The sequence below is a fragment of the Glutamicibacter sp. BW80 genome (genome assembly GCF_002332385.1).
Lineage (GTDB): Bacteria > Actinomycetota > Actinomycetes > Actinomycetales > Micrococcaceae > Glutamicibacter.
This window is the reverse complement of sequence record NZ_NRGV01000045.1, coordinates 1-18,060: the sequence shown is the minus strand read 5'-3', so window position 1 is coordinate 18,060 and position 18,060 is coordinate 1. Positions and strand designations below refer to the sequence as shown.

Below are 18,060 nucleotides of genomic sequence, written 5' to 3'. Positions count from 1 at the left end.
TCCTCTCGTAGCTGTGTTCTTCACCCTTATAGTATCCTTTAGATACCGACTACTTCAAAGGAACTTGGTTACCAAATGGATAGCGCCCTCACCTACAACGTGCTTGTGCAGGACTGTCCCTCACGTGAAATTATGCAACGTTTGGGGGATAAATGGACCCCTTTAGTGATGCTTACCTTAGCCCGGGGGCCGCTACGTTTCTCCGCGTTACGCCAGCAGATCGGTGCGGTGACGCCCAAGGTGCTGACCAGCACGCTGCGCATCCTGGAGCGCGATGGCCTGGTGGCTCGCACCGTCACGGCTCAGGTGCCGGTCCGGGTGGACTATGAATTGACCGATCTGGGTCGCAGTCTGCTCGAACCGATGGATGCCATCCGCATCTGGTCCGAGGCGCATGCGGCCAAGGTGCTGGCCGCCCGAGAAATTTTTGACGATAAGTAGGTCTTCTGCCGGCGCGAATTCTGCTGTTCGATGAGTTCCTTGATCGTGGCGGATTTCCCGCGAACAATGAGTGCGAAGAGCTCGATTCGCTGTGGCGCGAAGCGCCGCACTGTGGGAAGGAAGATCCATGACCAACCAGGCCGTATCCAGCCGACCAGCTTTCCTTGACCAGCTTCCGGCGCAACTTTTCATCGCCGGGAAATGGCGCGAGGGGCGCAGTTCTTCCGTTCTGGTCACCCGCAACCCGTTCGACGACGCGGTGCTGGCAGAAATCCGCCAGGCTTCCAGCGAGGATGTGGACGAGGCTTATGCGAGCGCGGCCCAAGCCCAACGCGACTGGGCTGCGCTCATTCCGGCAAAACGTGCTGCGGTGCTCACCAAGGCTGCGGACTATCTGCAAGCCAACTACGATGACCTGGTTGCGCTGCTAGTGGCCGAATCCGGTTCATCGGTGCTCAAGGCGAACGTGGAGGTTTCTGGCACGATCGCCGCAACGCGTGAGGCCGCCACCTTCCCGACCCGGGTGCACGGCCAGATCCTGCCTTCGAACAGCGTGGGCAAGGAAAACCGTGTTTATCGCGAACCGGTGGGCGTGGTGGGCGTGATTAGCCCGTGGAACTTCCCGATGCTGCTTTCCCAGCGCTCGGTGGCCCCTGCGCTGGCGCTGGGCAACTCGGTGGTACTCAAGCCGGCCAGCGATACCCCGCTGGTTGGCGCGCTGGTGCTGGCCAAGGCCTTCGAGGCGGCGGGAATCCCGCAGGGCGTGTTCAGCGTGGTTGTTGGATCGGGCACCGAAATTGGGGACCACTTTGTGGCGCACAGCGTTCCTTCGCTGATTTCCTTCACTGGGTCCACCCCGGTGGGGAAAAACGTCGGCAAGCTCGCCGTTTCGGGCAAGCATATGAAGCGGGTCGCGCTGGAACTTGGTGGCAACGCACCATTTGTGGTGCTCGCCGACGCCAACCTCGAACAAGCGGTCCGCGCCGCTGCCATGGGCAAGTTCCTGCATCAGGGGCAGATCTGCATGGCAATCAACCGGATCATCGTTCAAGGCCCGGTATACGACCAGTTCGTCGAGCAGTTCGCCGCCCATGCAGCCACCATCAAATACGGTGATGCGGCGGAGCCCGCAAATGTGGTGGGGCCAATTATCAACGACGCGCAGCTGGCCAGCGTGCAGGGAAAGATCGCGCAGGCTCGAAGCGAGGGGGCCCGCGAGGTGCTCTCCGGAGAGGTCGTCGGCCGCGTAGTGCCGCCGCATGTTTTCGCCGATGTCACCAGCGAGATGGAACTGTTCCGTGAGGAGATCTTCGGCCCGGTGGTTGGCATCATTAGGGCCGAAGACGAGGCGCACGCGCTCGAACTGGCGAACGACACCGAATTCGGATTATCCAGCGCGGTATTCACCACCGATATTGAAAAGGGTGTGCGCTTTGCCCGCGGGATCAAGGCGGGAATGACTCACATCAATGACATCACCGTGAATGATGAACCACATGTGATGTTCGGCGGGGAGAAGAACTCCGGGTTGGGCCGCTTTAACGGTGAGTGGGCTATCGAGGAATTCACCACCGACCATTGGATCGGGGTGCAGAGCACCGATAAGCAGTACCCCTTCTAGGGATTGCCAAGGATCCTTCGAATGGCCAAGGCGCCCCGGAGCGATGCCGGGTGTTCGCCGGCGTTCATGGCGAGTGGACCCGACGCGGAGCCTCAGGACCTCGACGACCAGGCATATGCGCTCTGCAAGGAATCCGGTAGGCAATATCGGCGTGTGAGAATTCCCGGGGGAGCTTGTGGAAACCGGACTCCTGCCCAGTCGCCCGGGGGTTCGGGCAGTGCTGCTGCACCAGCCAAGGGGTACCGGGCCTGGTGCGGCTAGAGGGTGCGTTCCTTCTTGGAATCCGCGGCCGGTGGCATGCGCTGGGGCCGGACCGTGACGATGGGAGTTTGCGAGCTCATGGCGGCATCAACGGTTTCAAGTGCTGCGAGGTTGCGCAGAGTTGTGCGGGTGGGGGTCATCAAGCCCAGCTCGCCGCGCTCGTAGGCGGAGAACAGCACGGCGGGCTGGATCCATTCGGAGTTTGAGGCCTCGGTGGTCTGGTGCACGGGGGCCTGTCCGGGCTGCACCTGAGCCACGTAGAAAAAGGTGTCGAAGCGTTTGGGATTATCCGGAGGCGTGATCCAATTCGCCCAAGGACGCAGCTGGCTCACGTCCAAGCGCGCCCCGGTCTCTTCGAAGATCTCGCGGCGCGCGGCGGCCAGCAGGGTTGCCGCATCGAGGATGGCCTGCTCTTCTCCGTCTTCCCAGATGGAGGAGTCTTCCCAAAGCCGTGCGTGCTCGATGGCCAGCGCTAACGGAATATTCCCCGCTTGCGCCTCGGCCAGATCTTGAGCATCGACCCGGCCGCCGGGGTAGACAACCATGCCAGCTGCGAAGTCCATGGTGGAAACCCGGTGTTGGATGAAGACCTCCAGGCCTTCGTTTCCCTCGCGGATCATCAGGACGCTTGCGGCACGTCGCGGCGTCACCGGCTGCATATTCGGGTCAGTAGAGGCGGAATCCATAAGTCCAAGTATGGCCGAGAACCGAGGCGGAACCGCGCACTGTGACAAATGGGGCGTTCGCTGGAACCGCTTTGGGCGGCGCGAGGCGAGTTCTTTGACCCACGGGCCATGCGTCGCATTTCGAGCGCAGTTCTCGGAATTCCCGCCCGCTGCTGGCATCCTAAACTCTTCGCAATGGCTGTAGTGTGGGTCACAAGTAGCGGTGGTCAGATAGGGGTTAGTGATGTTTGGACTAAATGAGGAGCAACGTGAGCTGGTGGAGGCAGTCCGCGAATTTGCTACGGAGAAAATCGCTCCGCATGCCCTCGAGTGGGACGAGAAGCAGCATTTCCCCGTCGATGTGCTCGCCGAAGCCGGCGAATTGGGGATGGGCGGCATCTACGTCAGCGAAGCCTATGGCGGGTCCGGGCTGAGCCGCAGCGACGCGGTGCTGATCTTCGAAGAACTATCCAAGGCTTGTCCCACCATTGCGGCCTATATCTCCATCCACAATATGGTGGTGTGGATGATCGACAGCTTCGGCACCGAGGCGCAACGAGCCCAGTGGCTGCCGGGCATGGTGGCGATGCAGGATCTGGGATCCTATTGCCTGACCGAACCCGGGACCGGATCGGACGCTGCGGCGCTGACTACCAGTGCGGTCCGGGACGGCGATGAATATGTGCTCAACGGGGTCAAGCAGTTCATCTCCGGCGCGGGTTCATCCGCGCTCTATCTGGTGATGGCCCGCACGGCAGATACGGGCGGGCGGGGGATCAGCGCTTTCTTGCTGCCCGCCGATGCGCCGGGATTGTCTTTCGGGGCCAAGGAAAAGAAGATGGGCTGGAATGCGCAACCTACCCGTCAGGTCATCATGCAAGACGTGCGGATCCCCGCCGGCAACCTGCTAGGTGCCGAAGGCGATGGTTTCTCCATAGCGATGCGCGGGCTCAATGGCGGCCGGCTGAATATCGGTGCCTGCTCGATCGGCGGCGGGCAGCTGGCCCTGGAGAAATCCGTGGCCTACCTCAAGGAGCGCGAGGCCTTTGGCGGTCCGCTCACGCGCCAGGAGGCGCTGGTCTTCAAGCTAGCCGATATGGATATGGAATTGGAAGCGGCGCGCACGCTGCTGCGCCGGGCAGCGGCAGCCCTGGACGCGCAAACTTCCGACGCGCTGCGGCTGTGCGCGATGGCGAAGAAGGTGGCTACCGATGCCGGGTTCAACGCGGCCAATACCGCGATCCAATTGCATGGCGGTTATGGCTACCTCAGCGAGTACGGGCTGGAAAAGATCGTCCGTGATCTGCGCGTGCATCAGATCCTGGAAGGCACAAATGAGATTATGCAGCTGATCGTGGGGCGCGGGCTGGTCGATTCCTAGGTCCTGAAATCACAGGCATCACCGGGTGCCGCCGCGCACGACGGCTTTGCAAAAGCGCACACCTTTTTACGGTTTCCGCGCATCGGATCCGTTGACTCCTTCGAGAGGTCGCCATAGTTTGGGATTGTAACCAGAATCGCGGTTCGGGTTTGGTGCAAACGCGCACCGCACAATCTGGCTTCGGGGCCAGCTGCTATTAGCGGCGCCCCACGAGGAAAGGCGTCACTCGTGAATCGAACCGGCAAGGTTTTGGCTGCGCTGTCCCTCGGCGGGGCACTGGCCTTGACGGCCTGCGCGCCCACCGCGGAAACCGGGAACACCGACGGGGGTGAGTCGGGAGCAGTCGAAGACTCGGTGAACGTTGGGATCATCTACTCCAAGACCGGCCCGCTTGCTGCCGAGGGAGACGCCTACTACGAAGGCCTGCAAGCGGGACTCGACTACGCCACCGATGGTACGGGCCAGCTGGGGAACTTCGAACTGAACATCACCTATCACGACGACGGCGGCGACCCGGACCAGGCAGCCGCGGTGGCCGGAGAGCTAATCGGCGAGGACTACAAGATTCTGGCCGGAACCGCCTCTTCGGATATCGCCCTGACACTTGCCGACCTGGCAGCCCGGGACAAGGTCCTCTACATTTCCGGCCCGGCCGTCTCGGATGCCATCTCCGGCGCCAACAAATACACCTTCCGCTCCGGAGGCCAGTCCATGCAGGACGCGGCCACCGCCGGCGCCTTCCTAAATGACTTGAACGGCAAGCAGATCACCGTTTTCGCCCAGGACAACACGTTCGGGCAGGGACATCTCGCAGCGGCAGAAGCAGCCCTTGGACTGCAGGGCGCCAACGTCAGCAACCTTCTCGTGCCCGAAGACGTCACCGATTTCGCAGCCTTCGCCCGGCAGCTGGTGGATGCCAAACCCGACCTCATCTACGCGGCCTGGGCCGGAGCATCCTCAGATTCTATGTGGCAGGCATTGGACCGGCAGGGCGCCTTCGACATTGCTCCCATCGTCACCGGGCTGGGCGAGGCAGCAACCTATGGTGCCTACGGTGGCGCGGGCGAGAAGATTTCCTTCTTCAGCCACTACTTCCCGGGCGCTGCAGGCACCGACGTCGAAAAAGAGATGATCTCCTCTATTGAGGATGCGGGCAAGGAAGTCGGTCAGTTCTCCCCGGATGGATTTGTGGCAGGGCAGATGATTGCCCGGGCCGTGGGCGAAGGCGGCAACGACGTGGAGCAGATGGTCACCGCCTTGGAGGGCTGGCGCTTCGAAGGACCTCAGGGCGAAACCACCGTGCGTGCCTCGGATCATGGACTGGTGCAGAACATGTACCGGGTGTCCTTGGCCAGGGAGGGCGAGAAATGGATACCGGAAGTGGTGGAGACCGTGCCGGGCGAGGACATCGCCCCGCCCGAGATCGTCAACTAGTCTTCGTGAGCCACGCAGCAGCCTGCTCGGAATCAGACCATCCGGCGGGTTGAATTCGGTTCTCCCGAAGCACTCCGTAGCCACGGCATGGACATCGCGGAAGGAGTGTTACCAGTTGAGCAAGTAGCGCGGTCCCGAGGTCCCCGATGAGGTGATTGAAGAAAAAGCGAATTTATTGTCCATGCGTTGGAGTCACTCAACGCACAACCGACCGTGGAGGGTTGAGCCAGATGACCGAAACAAAGACGAAGCACGGGCGGGTGCGCGGCGGATTGTCCGGACGTACCGCATTGGTCACCGGGGGTGCTTCGGGAATCGGGCTGGCCTGTGCCAGAAGGCTGGGCGCCCAAGGTGCAGTTGTCACCGTCGCGGATCTGAACGAGCAGGCAGCCAGCGCGGCGGCACAGGAGCTGGGCGGCAAGGCCTGGGCGGTTGATTTGGCTGATACGAAGACGCTGGAAGAGCTCAGCTTGGATACCGACATTCTGATCAATAATGCCGGGGTGCAACGCGTTGCGCCGATCCACGAGTATGATCCCGAGGCCTGGCGGCTTATTCACCGGCTGATGCTCGAATCGCCTTTCCTGCTCATCCGTGCGGCGTTGCCCGGAATGTATGCACGCGGTTTTGGGCGCATCATCAACGTCTCCAGCGTGCACGGCATTCGAGCCAGCGCATTCAAGAGCGCCTATGTGTCGGCCAAGCACGGGTTGGAAGGACTATCCAAGGTCACCGCGTTGGAGGGGGCCGAGCATGGGGTGACGAGCAACTGCGTCAACCCCGGCTACGTGCGCACCGCCCTGGTGGAGAAGCAGATCCAGGATCAGGCCCAGCTCCATGGCATCGCCCCGTCCGAGGTGGTGGAGAAGATCATGCTCACCGAAGCGGCGGTTAAGCGGCTGGTGGAGCCCTAGGAGGTGGCATCCTTGGTGTCCTGGCTGGCCCAGGATGAGGCGGGGATGGTCCCCGGCACCTCCTATGCCATGGACGGCGGGTGGAGCGCCCGGTGAGTGCCGCCAGCCGCCGTGCTCGAAACGATGGCTGGCCCACTACGCGGTCGGGACGCACCGCTGCGGCGGCGAATCCGAAGTGTTCTGATTTGTGGCTGAACACAGCAAAAAGCGAGGCCTTGCTCCCGTTCTCCGGGGAGCCGAGCCTCGCTTACTTGCTGCCTGGCGAGTGCTACTTTCGCACGAGCTCGGCAGTGGTACCCAGCTGCGCGGTTGGCACCCGGTAGGTTTCCTTGGCGGTCAGCGCCGAGATCGCCGCGATGAGCGCGATTCCCGCGGTGAAGAGGCTGATCTTGACCCAGCCGCCAGGTTCCAGGCCGCCCATGGCCGCCACGATGGACGGTGCGAAGCCGGCCATGAGGAAGCCGAGCTGGGTGCCGATGGCCAGGCCGGAGAAGCGCACCTTGGAGGAGAACATCTCGGCATAGAAGCTTGGCCAGACCGCGTTGGCCGCGGAGTAGGCGCAGGAGAAGACCACCAGGGACAGCACGAACTGCAGCACCGTGTTGTCGGTTTCCATGCTGCGCAGGTAGAACGGCATGGCTGCCGCCGAGGCGAGCGCACCGTAGATGAACACCGGCTTGCGGCCAATGGCATCGGCCAGCATGCCGAACAGCGGCTGGGTGAGCAGCGCGCCGATATTGCCGGCAACCACCAGCCACAGCGTGATCGAGGCATCGATATTGCCGATGTTCTTGCCGTAGGAGATGGCCAGGGTCCCGTACACGGTGGATACCGCGGCGATGAACGCGCACAGCACCACGCGCAAGACGTCTTTCCAGTGGAACTTCAGCAGGACCGCCAGCGGCAGCTTTGCAATGTTGTTGTTCTTCTTCGCCTCTTCGAATTCCGGGGTCTCGTGCAGCGAGCGGCGGATGAAGAAAGTGACCAGGACAACTACCGCGGAGAGCCAGAACGGGATGCGCCAGCCGATGCCGTACTTGATGTCATCGGGCAGTGCCACCACGGGAATGAAGATCAGGGCCGCGAGGATCTGTCCGCCCTGGGTGCCGGTCAGGGTCCAGGAAGTGAAGAAGCTGCGTCGGCGATCGGGTGCATGCTCCAGCGTCATCGAGGAGGCTCCGGCCTGCTCTCCGGCCGCCGAGAGGCCCTGGCAAAGTCGGGCGAGGACCAGCAGGATGGGGGAGAGCCAACCGACTTGGTCGAAGGTTGGCAGGCAGCCGATCGCGAAGGTCGAAGCGCCCATGAGCACCAGCGTGAACATCAGCACCTTCTGGCGTCCGATGCGGTCCCCGAAGTGGCCGAGGACGACCGCGCCAATCGGCCGGGCGATGTAGGCGAAGCCGAAGGTGGCCAGCGACATCACCGAGGCATTGGCATCCGCGTCGGGGAAGAAGATGTGCGGGAAGATCAGTGCGGCGGCGGAGCCGAAGATGAAGAAGTCGTAGTATTCAACTGCGCTTCCCATGAAACTGGCAACGGCCGCCTTGACGGGGGTGCGTTTCCCGGTGCCGGGCACCTCGGACGCCGACGGTTCACGTGTGGATGGCATCGGAAAACTCCTTTGTTTGCTGAAGGGCGAACGCTGAAATCAAAAACAGTGTGCGCTATCCGTACAGTTGTACGGAATGTGTACGTTGATATAGGGTAGATGCAAATCACAGCTGAGGCAATATCTGCGTCAAGCATGACGGAAAGTTGGGTAATTCGGTGAGTACTCTTGCTCAGTCATTTTTAGTCGGACTCATAGGTGACGGCGTCCTGCCCTCGCTGACCCCGCCCATGCACGAACGAGAAGCAGACGCCCACGCGGTGCGCTACCTGTACCGGCCGATCGACCTGACGGTGCTTGGCCGGCCCGCCGAAGACGTCGGCCAGCTGTTGAAGTCCGGTGCCGAGCTGGGATTCAACGCCTTCAACATTACCCACCCATGCAAACAGCTGGTCATCGGGCAGCTGGATGAAATCAGTGAAAATGCCCAGGCCATCGGCGCGGTCAACACGGTGCTCATCAAGGACGGAAAATTCCACGGCTACAACACCGATGCCTCCGGGTTCGGCTGGGCGCTGAACACCGGGCTTCCCGGGGCCAAGCTGGACAAGGTGCTGCAGCTCGGTGCCGGAGGTGCCGGCGCGGCCGTCGCTTTCGCCCTGCTCGACGCGGGAGTCAAAGAACTATTCCTGGTCGATCCGGATATCTCCCGGGCCAGCGAACGAGCCAAGGAACTGGCCCTCCACTTCCCGCAGGCCAGCATCACTCCGGCCAGCGCCGAAGAGGCGCCGGCGCTACTGGCACAGGTCGATGGGCTGCTCAACGCCAGTCCCATCGGAATGCATCACCACCCGGGGCTGCCACTTGATATTTCCGGGCTCCGCTCCCGGCATTGGGTTGCCGACTGCGTCTATCGTCCGGTGGATACCGAACTGATCACCGCGGCCCGCGACCTCGGCTGCGAGGTGCTGGACGGCGGACATATGGCCGTTGGCCAGGCGGTGGACGCCTTTGGCATCATCACCGGGCTGACCCCAGACGCGGCACGGATGCGCGCCCACCTGCTAGAGATGCTGGATGCGGGATTCTAATGCGCACCTCGATCGCCACGGTGTGCCTCTCGGGCACGCTGGAAGAAAAGATGCTTGCCTGCGCCAAGGCAGGTTTTGACGGAATCGAGATCTTCGAGCAGGATCTCACCGTCAGCCCGATGTCTCCCGAGGAGGTCAAGGCGCTTGCCCACCGGTTGGGCCTGACCCTGGATCTGTTCCAGCCCTTCCGTGACTTCGAAGGCGTGGAAGAAGAGCTGCTGCTGGCAAATCTGCGCCGCGCCGAAGCGAAGTTCGAGCTCATGCAACGGTTGGGCATGGATCTCATGCTGCTCTGCTCGAACGTGGGAACGGCGACCATCGATGATGACGGACTGTTTGCCGAGCAGATTCGCCGGTTGGCGGATGTGGCCGCACGCTACGGGGTGCGCATCGCCTACGAGGCGCTGGCCTGGGGCAAATATGTGGACACCTACCAGCATTCGTGGGAGATCGTGAAGCTGGTGGACCGCGAAAATGTGGGACTGTGCATCGACAGTTTCCATATTCTTTCCCGCGGGGACGATCCGGCGCAGATCGCCCAGATCCCGGGGGAGAAGATCTTCTTCGTCCAGCTTGCGGACGCCCCGGTGCTGACCATGGATATCTTGTCCTGGTCCCGCCACTACCGCGTGTTCCCCGGTGAGGGCGGCTTCGAGCTGGATGCGTTCCTGGGCCACCTGGTGCGTTCGGGGTACTCCGGAATTGTTTCCCTCGAAATCTTCAATGATGTGTTCAGGCAATCGAATGTCGAGCGGACGGCCGTGGACGGGCTGCGTTCGCTGATCTGGCTGCAGGCCCGCACGGCCGCACTGCTCGGCGCTACTGCGCAGGACTACCCGCTGGAACTTGATGCACTGCCCGGAGTCCAGCAAGCCATCGGATTCGACTTCGCCGAGATCCGCACCGAAGACCCGGAACTGATCGCCGGAATGCTCGCCCAACTGGGGTTCGCGTTCCTCGGCCAGCATCGGCGCAAGCCGGTGCAGCTCTGGCGCGCCGGAAACGCAAGGATCATCGTCAACTCGCAACGCAGCCGCGGCGTGACCGCAACCGTATCCGGCCTCGGCGTGCAGGTCCCGGACCCGGACGCCGGGCGTGCGCGCGCAACCGACTTGCTGGCCAAGCCGGTGCTGCGGCACCACACCAGCGACGAACAGGAGCTCGCGGGCTTCAGGGCCCCGGATGCCACCGAAGTGTTCTTCGGATCGGTTTCCGGGACAAGCATATGGGAAACCGAATTCGGCGCGCACCGCCACTCACCGGAGGAAGCGCAGCACGGCGGTATCACCGGGATCGATCATATAAACCTCGCCCAGCCGTGGCAGGCTTTTGACGAATCGGTGCTGTTCTACACCAGCGTGCTGAATTTGCAGGCACGGCCTGGAACCGAGGTGCCGAGCCCCATGGGCCTGGTCCGCTCCCAGGTGCTGCGCACCGACGATGGCTGCGTGCGCCTGGCACTGAATATTGTGCCCAAGGGGCTCGAAGCGGCGATCGAAAGCCACCATGAATACCCCGAGCACGTTGCCTTGCATACCGATGACGTGGTGGTCTTGGCGCGCCGGGCACAGCGGGCCGGCATGGAATTCCTGCAAGTCCCGGCCAATTACTATGAGGATCTAGCCGCTCGCTTCAGCATTGATGAGCGGTCGCTGGCCACGCTGAAGGAACTGAACCTGCTGTACGACAGGGATGAGCACGGAGAATTCCTGCATTTCTACACGGCCACGGTCGGCAACATGTTCTTCGAGGTGCTGGAACGCCGTGACGGCTACGATGGCTATGGGGCTCCTAACGCCCCGGTTCGCCTCGCAGCGCAATTCGAACACAACCGTTTCGACCGGCACTAGGCATGTGGGCGGCAAGATAACCGAGTGAAAATGGGGACCCCTATCGTGGCGGAGCAGCCTGACTATTATGTTAAGTCAGCAGAGAAGACCTTGGCGGTGCTTCTTGCATTCAAAGGCGAAAGTTCGGCCCTGACGGTCTCCCAGGTGGCAGCGGCTACCGATCAGACGCGTGCCTCTGCCCGCAGGTTCCTGCTCACCCTCGCTGACCTGGGATATCTCGCGGTCGTTGGGAATACCTACCGGCAGACTCCACGAGTTCTGGATGTCGGGGCCTCCTACCTTTCGAGCCTCACCTTGCCGCGGGCCGCGATTTCGCACCTGCAGCGATTGGCACGCGAGCTGGATGAAACCACCTCCCTATGCGTCCTCGAAGGCCAAGACATCTTGTACGTGGAGCGGGTCTCGGCTCCGCGCCTGCATCAGATGAACGTCTCGATTGGGAACCGGCTCCCGGCCTGGGCCACCTCGATGGGTCGCGTGCTGATCGCGAACCTGACCGCCGGAGAACGCGAAGATTTCTTGCAGGGCATTGAACTGCGCTCCTACACCGAGCATACGGTGGGCAGCCTGGAGGAGTTGCGTGCGGAGCTGGATCGAGTAGCCGAGCAGGGCTGGTCGCTGGTCAACCAGGAACTTGACGAAGGGCTGCGTGGGCTGGCGGTGCCGGTGCGCCGCGGGAATCAGCTGCTCGGAGCGCTGAACGTGTCGGTGCAGTCGGGCCGTGCCGACGCGGCAAAGATTTCCGAATCCATGCTCCCGGCCTTATATCGGACGGCGAAGGATATTGCAGGCGACTTCGGAGGCCGGGTGGACTAGCCACGTTCACTGGCATCAGCCGTCGGCAAATATTCTGGGCAATGGGCAATGGGCAATGGGCAATGGGCATCCGTAGCCGCGCTGGAAGCCCAATGCGATCTGCCCGGGGCAGCGGGACGGACCGCGGGCCTATGCGGGCGGGTAGAGTACGGTTCCACCAGCAGCAACACAGACGATGATCAGCGTGCCGACCAAGCCCAGGAGCAAGGCTTGGCCACCGGATTTCACGATGCTGCGAAGGTGCACACCAAGGCCGAGCGCAAACATCGCGGCTGCGAGCAGCAGCGTCTGTACGCTCTGCGCAATCGCGAGGACGGAATCTGGGATCAGCCCGGTGGTGCGCAACAGCATGGCAGCGATAAATCCCAGGACGAACAGTGGCACGAGCGGAGGATTCTTGCCGCTTTCCACCGAGTGCCTGCGGCGCATGTAAATGCCGAGCCCGGCGATGATCGGAGCCAGCAGGGCAACGCGTGCGAGCTTTACGGTCACTGCCACCGCTAGGGCCGCGGCACTCACCGAACCGCCCGCGGCTACAACCTGGGCTACCTCATGCGTTGAAGCGCCGATTAGCATTCCGGTGCTGCGATCGTCCAGACCCAGCACGGTTCCGAGCAGTGGCATGGCAGGAATCATCAGCGTTCCGAAAAGCACGACCAAGCCAATTGCGGTGGCCACTTGAGCCTGCTTGGCCCGTGTCACGTTCTCGGCCGCCGCAACGGCAGCAGCGCCGCAAATTGAAAAACCGGTGGCGATCAGCAGGCGTTGCGGTAGATCCATGCCCATCTTCCCGCCAACCCACAGTGTCAGCGCAAAGGTGACGGAGACGGAGAGGAAAACTACCAGCAGGACTCCCGGGCCCAGGCCGAGAATCGTCCCGAGCGAGAGCTGCAAACCCAGCAGCACGATACCCAATCGCAGGAGTTGTTTTGAGGCGATGCCTACGCCCGGATCCAGCACCTGCGGTACCGGTGCGACATTGCGCCATACCGCGCCGAGGATGATCGCCAGCAAGAGAGCGCTGAGCCCGCTGAGGAATTGGCTGAGGAATATGCACAGCAAGCCGGCGGCGAGGCAGACCGCGAGCCCAGGGAGCACCATCCGGAGTTTGCTTGCCCCCGATGACTGTGGGGAGGAGCCTGTGGCAGGTTGCTGCGCATTCATCCCTGGGGCCTGACTGTTCTTTGGCATATATTCAACTTCTCACGCGAGCCTTGCGGCCGGTATTCCTTGATTCGCTATCACGGGCATATGATCATGATATGGATCAGCATTCGAATGTCATGCAGGATATCGCCCAATGGATCCAGATCTCATCGCTGACCTTGCTGGTAGGCATCGCGGATCACGGCAGCCTCAGCGCCGGGGCGCGGGCTACCGGGATTGCGCAGCCCAACGCCACACGGGCGCTGAAAACACTCGAGCGCCGCCTGGGCTATCCGCTGGTCATTCGAAAAACTACCGGCTCAACGCTGACAGCCGAGGGCGTGCTCACGGTGCAGTGGGCCCGTGAGGTGCTCATCTCGCTGGAAAACCTGGCTGCCGGAGCCCGCACGCTCGCCACGCCGGGAGAATCCGAGCTCGCATTCGGCGCCAGCATGACCGTGGCCGAATACCTCGCGCCAACGTGGATCGGCACGCTGCACCGGAAGTTTTCAAAGGTCAAGCCGCGGATGCGGATCATGAACTCGCAAGATGTCATCTTGGCGGTTCAAAACGGAGAAATGAACTTCGGCTTTGTCGAGACACCAGAAGTTCCGCGGTCTCTGCGCTATCACAAGGTATGGAGCGATGAAATGGTGGTCGTCACCGCGCCATCGCACCCATGGGCGCAACGCACAACGCCACTCGGTCTCCATGAGCTGCAGAGCACGCCGCTGATCGAACGCGAGGATGGCTCTGGTACGCGGGCGTTTCTGGACTATATCGCCCACGTTGAACGTCCCGAACCGATCGCTGAGTTTAACAGCAACTCAACGATCTGCCAGTGCGTGGCCGCGGGCATGGGGCCGGCGGTACTGAGCCAGCTCGCCGTCGATAGTCAGCTGAGACTTGGAAATCTGGTCGAGATCCCCTTCGACGGGCCGAGCTTGCTCCGTGAATTTCGTGCGATATGGGTACGTAGCCACTCGCTGAGCCCCACGGAGCAAGCCTTGCTGGACATCGCCAGCGCCTAGCGTCCCGGCGGATCCAGAGCTACTTCTGCAGCTTCGAAATCTCGGTTTCCAGCAGTGCCGACAGACGACGCACGCCCTCGGTGATCGTCTGTTCATCCACTGCGCAGAACGCCAAGCGTAGCTTGTGGTGCGCCGATTCCGAGGAGCTAAACGCGGCACCGGGAATGAAGATTACGCCGGCTTTCACGCCTTCCTGCAACAGCTCATAGGTATCGATCCCGGCCGGAAGGGTCAGCCAGATGAAGAACCCGCCCTCGGGGTGCGTATGGGTGATTCCCGCCGGAAGATATTTGGCCAGGGCTTCGAGCATTGCATCGCGCCGCGAACGGTAGAGCTCGTTGTAAGTCTGGATCTGCCCGCGCCAGTCATGTTCTTCGAGATAGGCGCTGATGATCATCTGATTGAGTGTTGGCGGGCACAGCGCCACCGCCTCGCCAGCCAGGTAGAAACGGCGGAACAGGTGGGTTGGTACCGCGGCCCAGCCGATGCGCAGCCCGGGGGAGAGGATCTTGGAGAAGGAGCCCATATAAATGACGTTCTGCTCATCCAGGCTGCGCAGGGTTGGGGCGGCTTCGCCTTCATAGCGCAGCATCCCGTAAGGATTGTCTTCAAGGATCAGCACGCCTTCTTCGCGGCAGATGTCCACGATTTCCGGGCGCCTCTCGGCCGCCAAGGTGATGCCAGAAGGGTTGTTGAAGTTCGGGATGGTGTAGAGGAATTTGATCTTTTCGCCGGCAGCGCGCAATTCTTGGATCTTCGTCCGTAGCGCGTCCGGAACCAATCCGTTTTCGTCGGTGAGCACCGGGGCTGCCTTCACCTGATAGGCCTCAAAGGTGTTCAGCGCTCCCACATAGGTGGGGTCTTCGCACAGTACCGTGTCGCCGGGGTTGCAGAAGACCTTGCAGGCCATATCCTGCGCCGACTGCGAACCGTTGGTGATGACAACGTCTTCCACCGAAACGTTGGCAATTCCCTCGGCTTCCATGACTTCTAGAATCTGCGACCGCAATTCTGGAGTGCCCAGTCCCGAGCCGTACTGCAATGCGACATGGCCCTGTTCGGTGATGATCCGCTTGGAGATTTCGCCAATCTTTTCAAGCGGCAGCACCTGGAGGTAAGGGTTGCCGCCGGCTAGCGAAACCAGCGAAGGATCCAACGACAGCTCGAAGACGTCACGTACCGCGGACTGCTTGATCCCGGCAGCCCTCTCGGAGAAGAGCGTTTCGTGCGTCGTGCGCAGTGCGTCGACTGACTGATTCGTTGACATGGTCCTCCTCGACCGGCGTCTGCCCGTGGATAACGGGAAGAACAATCCCGCATGCGATGGCTTGCGGGCAAAGTTTTCTATTAGACTACTTTGGTATTCCAGCAGGAAATTTACCAGATGACAAGAAGCGGTGCCTTATCTTTGGCGCTATTCCTTGTTTTCGGACCCCGCTGCCGGGCGCTGATCCAGCCAAGCTTGGACGGCGCTAGGTCGAATGCGACGGTGCGTTCCGCGATACTCCACCGGAATAATGCCCGAATCAGCCAATTTGCGTAGATAGGAATTCGAGATTCCGGCCATCTGCGCGGCCTGCGAGGTGTTGAGCAATAACTCGGTGGTCCCGATACTGACGGCCTCACCTGCCGCGAATCGACTAAGCACCTCAAGCAGCGCGTCATGGGCGTCCTTGGGTAGCTGCAGTGCCGTGCCATTGACGAAGACCGTGGTGTCGCTGGACTCCGCTAGGGCGCGATGCAGCCGCTGCGTAGTTTTCTCATCCAGCGCTTCAAAGGTGCGAACCCGGCCAAGGGCGGAAGTAGGTGATGCCATGTATTCATCTTGCCCGAGGAAACGTCAAGATGCATAGATTTCGGTAAAGGACTGGGTCGCTGGAACTTCGGGCGAATATTAACCGAATGCGACGAACGGGGGTTGTGCCACGTTCAACGGTTCCCGTATGGTGGAAAACGTAGGTCTAAAGAAAGTACTGACCAACCATCATTCGGCACACCGCGACGGAGCGTTTCGCCTTACCTGGCAACGACGCCGCGGGAATTGTGTATATGGAAGCCTGATGTCCACCTTAAATGCGTTGGTTCGGGTTCCTTTGCGGTCGGATGAATGGTCATGCGCGTTCCTACGCTATGCCACAAGTTTCGTGGGTACTGCGTTTTCGTCATTCAGAACTTTCTTGAAAGTAGAGTATTTCAATGTCTATTGAAGCCAGCAAAGACCTAAAGACCATCACCGACGAAGAGATCTTCAACGCCCATCTCGGCGGCAAGCTCACCGTCCAGTCGAAGATGCCGCTGAATTCGAAGCGCGATCTTTCCATTGCCTATACCCCGGGCGTAGCCAAGGTTTCCCAGGCGATTGCCGATGACCCAGCCAAGCACACCACCCATACCTGGGCCTCACGCATGGTCGCCGTTGTTTCGGACGGCACCGCCGTCCTCGGCCTCGGCGATATCGGTGCCGCCGCATCGCTTCCAGTAATGGAAGGCAAGAGCGCATTGTTCAAGGAATTCGGCGGCTTGGATTCGATCCCACTGGTGCTGAACACCACCGACGTAGATGAAATCGTCGAAACCGTGATTCGCCTTCGCCCAAGCTTCGGCGCGGTCAACCTCGAAGACATTTCGGCGCCACGCTGCTTCGAAATTGAAAAGCGTCTGATCGAAGCCCTGGATTGCCCGGTCATGCACGATGACCAGCACGGCACCGCTGTGGTGGTGCTGGCGGCCCTGATCGGTGCTGCTCGCCAGACCAAGCGCGAAATCAGCTCGCTGAAGGTTGTAGTTTCGGGGGCCGGGTCGGCCGGTGTCGCGGTTACCAACCTGTTGCTGCAGGCAGGTGTCGATGATGTGATCGTGCTCGATTCGCGCGGCACCATCCACCGTGACCGCGATGACCTGAACTCGGTCAAGGCGGAACTGGCGGCACGCACCAACCGTGAAGACATCATGGGCGGCCTCGCCGAGGCATTGGACGGAGCCGACGTTGTAGTCGGGCTGTCCTCCTCGCAGTTTGATGAGGCCGCGGTGGCCAAGATGAACGAGAACGCCATCATCTTCGCCCTGTCGAACCCAACCCCGGAGATCATGCCGGAGGTCGCCAAGCGCTACGCGGCCGTGGTGGCCACCGGACGCAGCGACTTCCCGAACCAGATCAACAATGTGCTGGCCTTCCCCGGGATTTTCCGTGGTGCCTTGGATTCGGGCGCAAAGAAGATCACCGAGGCGATGAAGGTAGCCGCGGCTCACGCGATCGCCGATCTGGTCGGCGAGGACCTGGCCGCAGATTACATCGTTCCTTCGGCGATCGATGACCGTGTAATGCCGGCCGTTGCCGCCGCAGTGGCCGCGGAAGCGAAGAACGCGCAGTAAGCCAGCTGTTCAACGCGGCGCACCTGCTCAGACCGAAAAGGCGAGAGCAGGTGCGCTGCGTCGATTAAGGCTAGTTATCGCTGGTCGGATCGTGGTGAATCCCGCGCCAGGAGCAGCCCTTGAGGATGGACACCATCTAGCTCACCCATAGGTGGCTTGTTCCATCGGCGGGAGAGACCCCTTGTTCGAAAGACTAGGCCTGTTCGGATTCGCTGCTGGCACCGGGAGACTACGTAAAGCCGAACCAAACGGTGACTGGAGGCCCGAAAACGAGCCGGAGGCGGCATGCGCAGCATCCTGTGGGTCATCGAGGTTGGCCAACCGGACTCGGGAGATGCGCCAACGATGCGCATCCAATGAGTGCTCCTTCTCGGCACGAAACCGTTCAGGAGTTTCTTGCACGGCAACGGAAACTCGTTCCCGCGCACCGAGTCTGTGGGAACCAGCGGATCGGATATAGATGCTCACGCTAGCCCGGGTATTTCATG

At 61.5% G+C, this 18,060-nt stretch carries 14 protein-coding genes and 1 pseudogene; 10 read left to right on the top strand and 5 right to left on the bottom strand.

Going from position 1 to position 18,060, the window contains the following annotated elements; genetic code table 11:
* Positions 1 to 75: 75 nt before the first annotated feature.
* Complete coding sequence (locus tag CIK76_RS12180; protein ID WP_096286830.1) at positions 76 to 441, top strand: helix-turn-helix domain-containing protein; 366 nt, start codon at positions 76 to 78, stop codon at positions 439 to 441.
* A gap of 127 nt (positions 442 to 568) precedes the next feature.
* On the top strand, positions 569 to 2,062 hold the full coding sequence (locus tag CIK76_RS12175; protein ID WP_096286828.1) for an aldehyde dehydrogenase family protein: 1,494 nt from the start codon (positions 569 to 571) through the stop codon (positions 2,060 to 2,062).
* A 257-nt stretch (positions 2,063 to 2,319) separates the two neighbouring features.
* On the opposite strand, the gene CIK76_RS12170 is transcribed toward CIK76_RS12175, so the two are convergent.
* Positions 2,320 to 3,009, bottom strand: a complete 690-nt coding sequence (locus CIK76_RS12170; protein ID WP_096286826.1) for an NUDIX hydrolase — start codon at positions 3,007 to 3,009, stop codon at positions 2,320 to 2,322.
* Between the two features lie 223 nt (positions 3,010 to 3,232).
* Here CIK76_RS12170 and CIK76_RS12165 point away from each other — a divergent pair, with 223 nt between their 5' ends.
* The 3 genes and pseudogenes from CIK76_RS12165 (at position 3,233) to CIK76_RS12155 (ending at position 6,813) form a co-directional block, all read left to right on the top strand.
* A complete protein-coding gene (locus CIK76_RS12165; RefSeq protein WP_096286824.1) occupies positions 3,233 to 4,369 on the top strand; it encodes an acyl-CoA dehydrogenase family protein in 1,137 nt (378 codons plus the stop codon).
* A 228-nt stretch (positions 4,370 to 4,597) separates the two neighbouring features.
* Positions 4,598 to 5,803 carry an ABC transporter substrate-binding protein gene (locus tag CIK76_RS12160; RefSeq protein ID WP_255248451.1) on the top strand — a complete coding sequence of 402 codons (1,206 nt, stop codon included), beginning with the start codon at positions 4,598 to 4,600 and terminating at the stop codon, positions 5,801 to 5,803.
* Positions 5,804 to 6,063: 260 nt separating this feature from the next.
* Positions 6,064 to 6,813: pseudogene (locus CIK76_RS12155) on the top strand (3-hydroxybutyrate dehydrogenase).
* 172 nt (positions 6,814 to 6,985) lie between these two features.
* Here the strand turns inward: CIK76_RS12155 and CIK76_RS12150 are convergent.
* On the bottom strand, positions 6,986 to 8,326 hold the full coding sequence (locus CIK76_RS12150) for an MFS transporter (RefSeq protein WP_096286822.1): 1,341 nt from the start codon (positions 8,324 to 8,326) through the stop codon (positions 6,986 to 6,988).
* Between the two features lie 158 nt (positions 8,327 to 8,484).
* On the opposite strand from CIK76_RS12150, the gene CIK76_RS12145 reads away from it, so the two are divergent.
* Genes CIK76_RS12145 through CIK76_RS12135 form a run of 3 tightly spaced genes read left to right on the top strand, consistent with a single transcriptional unit; the run spans position 8,485 to position 12,023 of the window.
* The gene (locus CIK76_RS12145; protein ID WP_096286820.1) at positions 8,485 to 9,357 is read left to right on the top strand and encodes a shikimate dehydrogenase; all 873 of its coding nucleotides are present in this window, start codon (positions 8,485 to 8,487) and stop codon (positions 9,355 to 9,357) included.
* The gene (locus CIK76_RS12140; RefSeq protein ID WP_096286818.1) at positions 9,357 to 11,207 is read left to right on the top strand and encodes a sugar phosphate isomerase/epimerase and 4-hydroxyphenylpyruvate domain-containing protein; all 1,851 of its coding nucleotides are present in this window, start codon (positions 9,357 to 9,359) and stop codon (positions 11,205 to 11,207) included. The genes CIK76_RS12145 and CIK76_RS12140 overlap by 1 nt, the downstream gene beginning before the upstream one ends.
* 45 nt (positions 11,208 to 11,252) lie before the next feature.
* A complete protein-coding gene (locus CIK76_RS12135; RefSeq protein ID WP_096286920.1) occupies positions 11,253 to 12,023 on the top strand; it encodes an IclR family transcriptional regulator C-terminal domain-containing protein in 771 nt (256 codons plus the stop codon).
* A gap of 129 nt (positions 12,024 to 12,152) precedes the next feature.
* Here CIK76_RS12135 and CIK76_RS12130 read toward each other — a convergent pair whose 3' ends face one another.
* A complete protein-coding gene (locus CIK76_RS12130) occupies positions 12,153 to 13,214 on the bottom strand; it encodes a putative sulfate exporter family transporter (protein ID WP_255248450.1) in 1,062 nt (353 codons plus the stop codon).
* 71 nt (positions 13,215 to 13,285) lie between these two features.
* Between CIK76_RS12130 and CIK76_RS12125 the strand changes: the two genes are divergently transcribed.
* Positions 13,286 to 14,200, top strand: a complete 915-nt coding sequence (locus CIK76_RS12125) for a LysR family transcriptional regulator (protein ID WP_096286814.1) — start codon at positions 13,286 to 13,288, stop codon at positions 14,198 to 14,200.
* Positions 14,201 to 14,219: 19 nt separating this feature from the next.
* Here CIK76_RS12125 and CIK76_RS12120 read toward each other — a convergent pair whose 3' ends face one another.
* On the bottom strand, positions 14,220 to 15,467 hold the full coding sequence (locus CIK76_RS12120; protein WP_096286811.1) for a PLP-dependent aminotransferase family protein: 1,248 nt from the start codon (positions 15,465 to 15,467) through the stop codon (positions 14,220 to 14,222).
* A 147-nt stretch (positions 15,468 to 15,614) separates the two neighbouring features.
* Positions 15,615 to 16,016 carry a helix-turn-helix domain-containing protein gene (locus CIK76_RS12115; RefSeq protein WP_096286809.1) on the bottom strand — a complete coding sequence of 134 codons (402 nt, stop codon included), beginning with the start codon at positions 16,014 to 16,016 and terminating at the stop codon, positions 15,615 to 15,617.
* Positions 16,017 to 16,396: 380 nt separating this feature from the next.
* Here CIK76_RS12115 and CIK76_RS12110 point away from each other — a divergent pair, with 380 nt between their 5' ends.
* Entirely contained in the window at positions 16,397 to 17,572 is a 1,176-nt protein-coding gene (locus CIK76_RS12110) for an NADP-dependent malic enzyme (protein WP_096286807.1), read from the top strand.
* Positions 17,573 to 18,060: the final 488 nt, after the last annotated feature.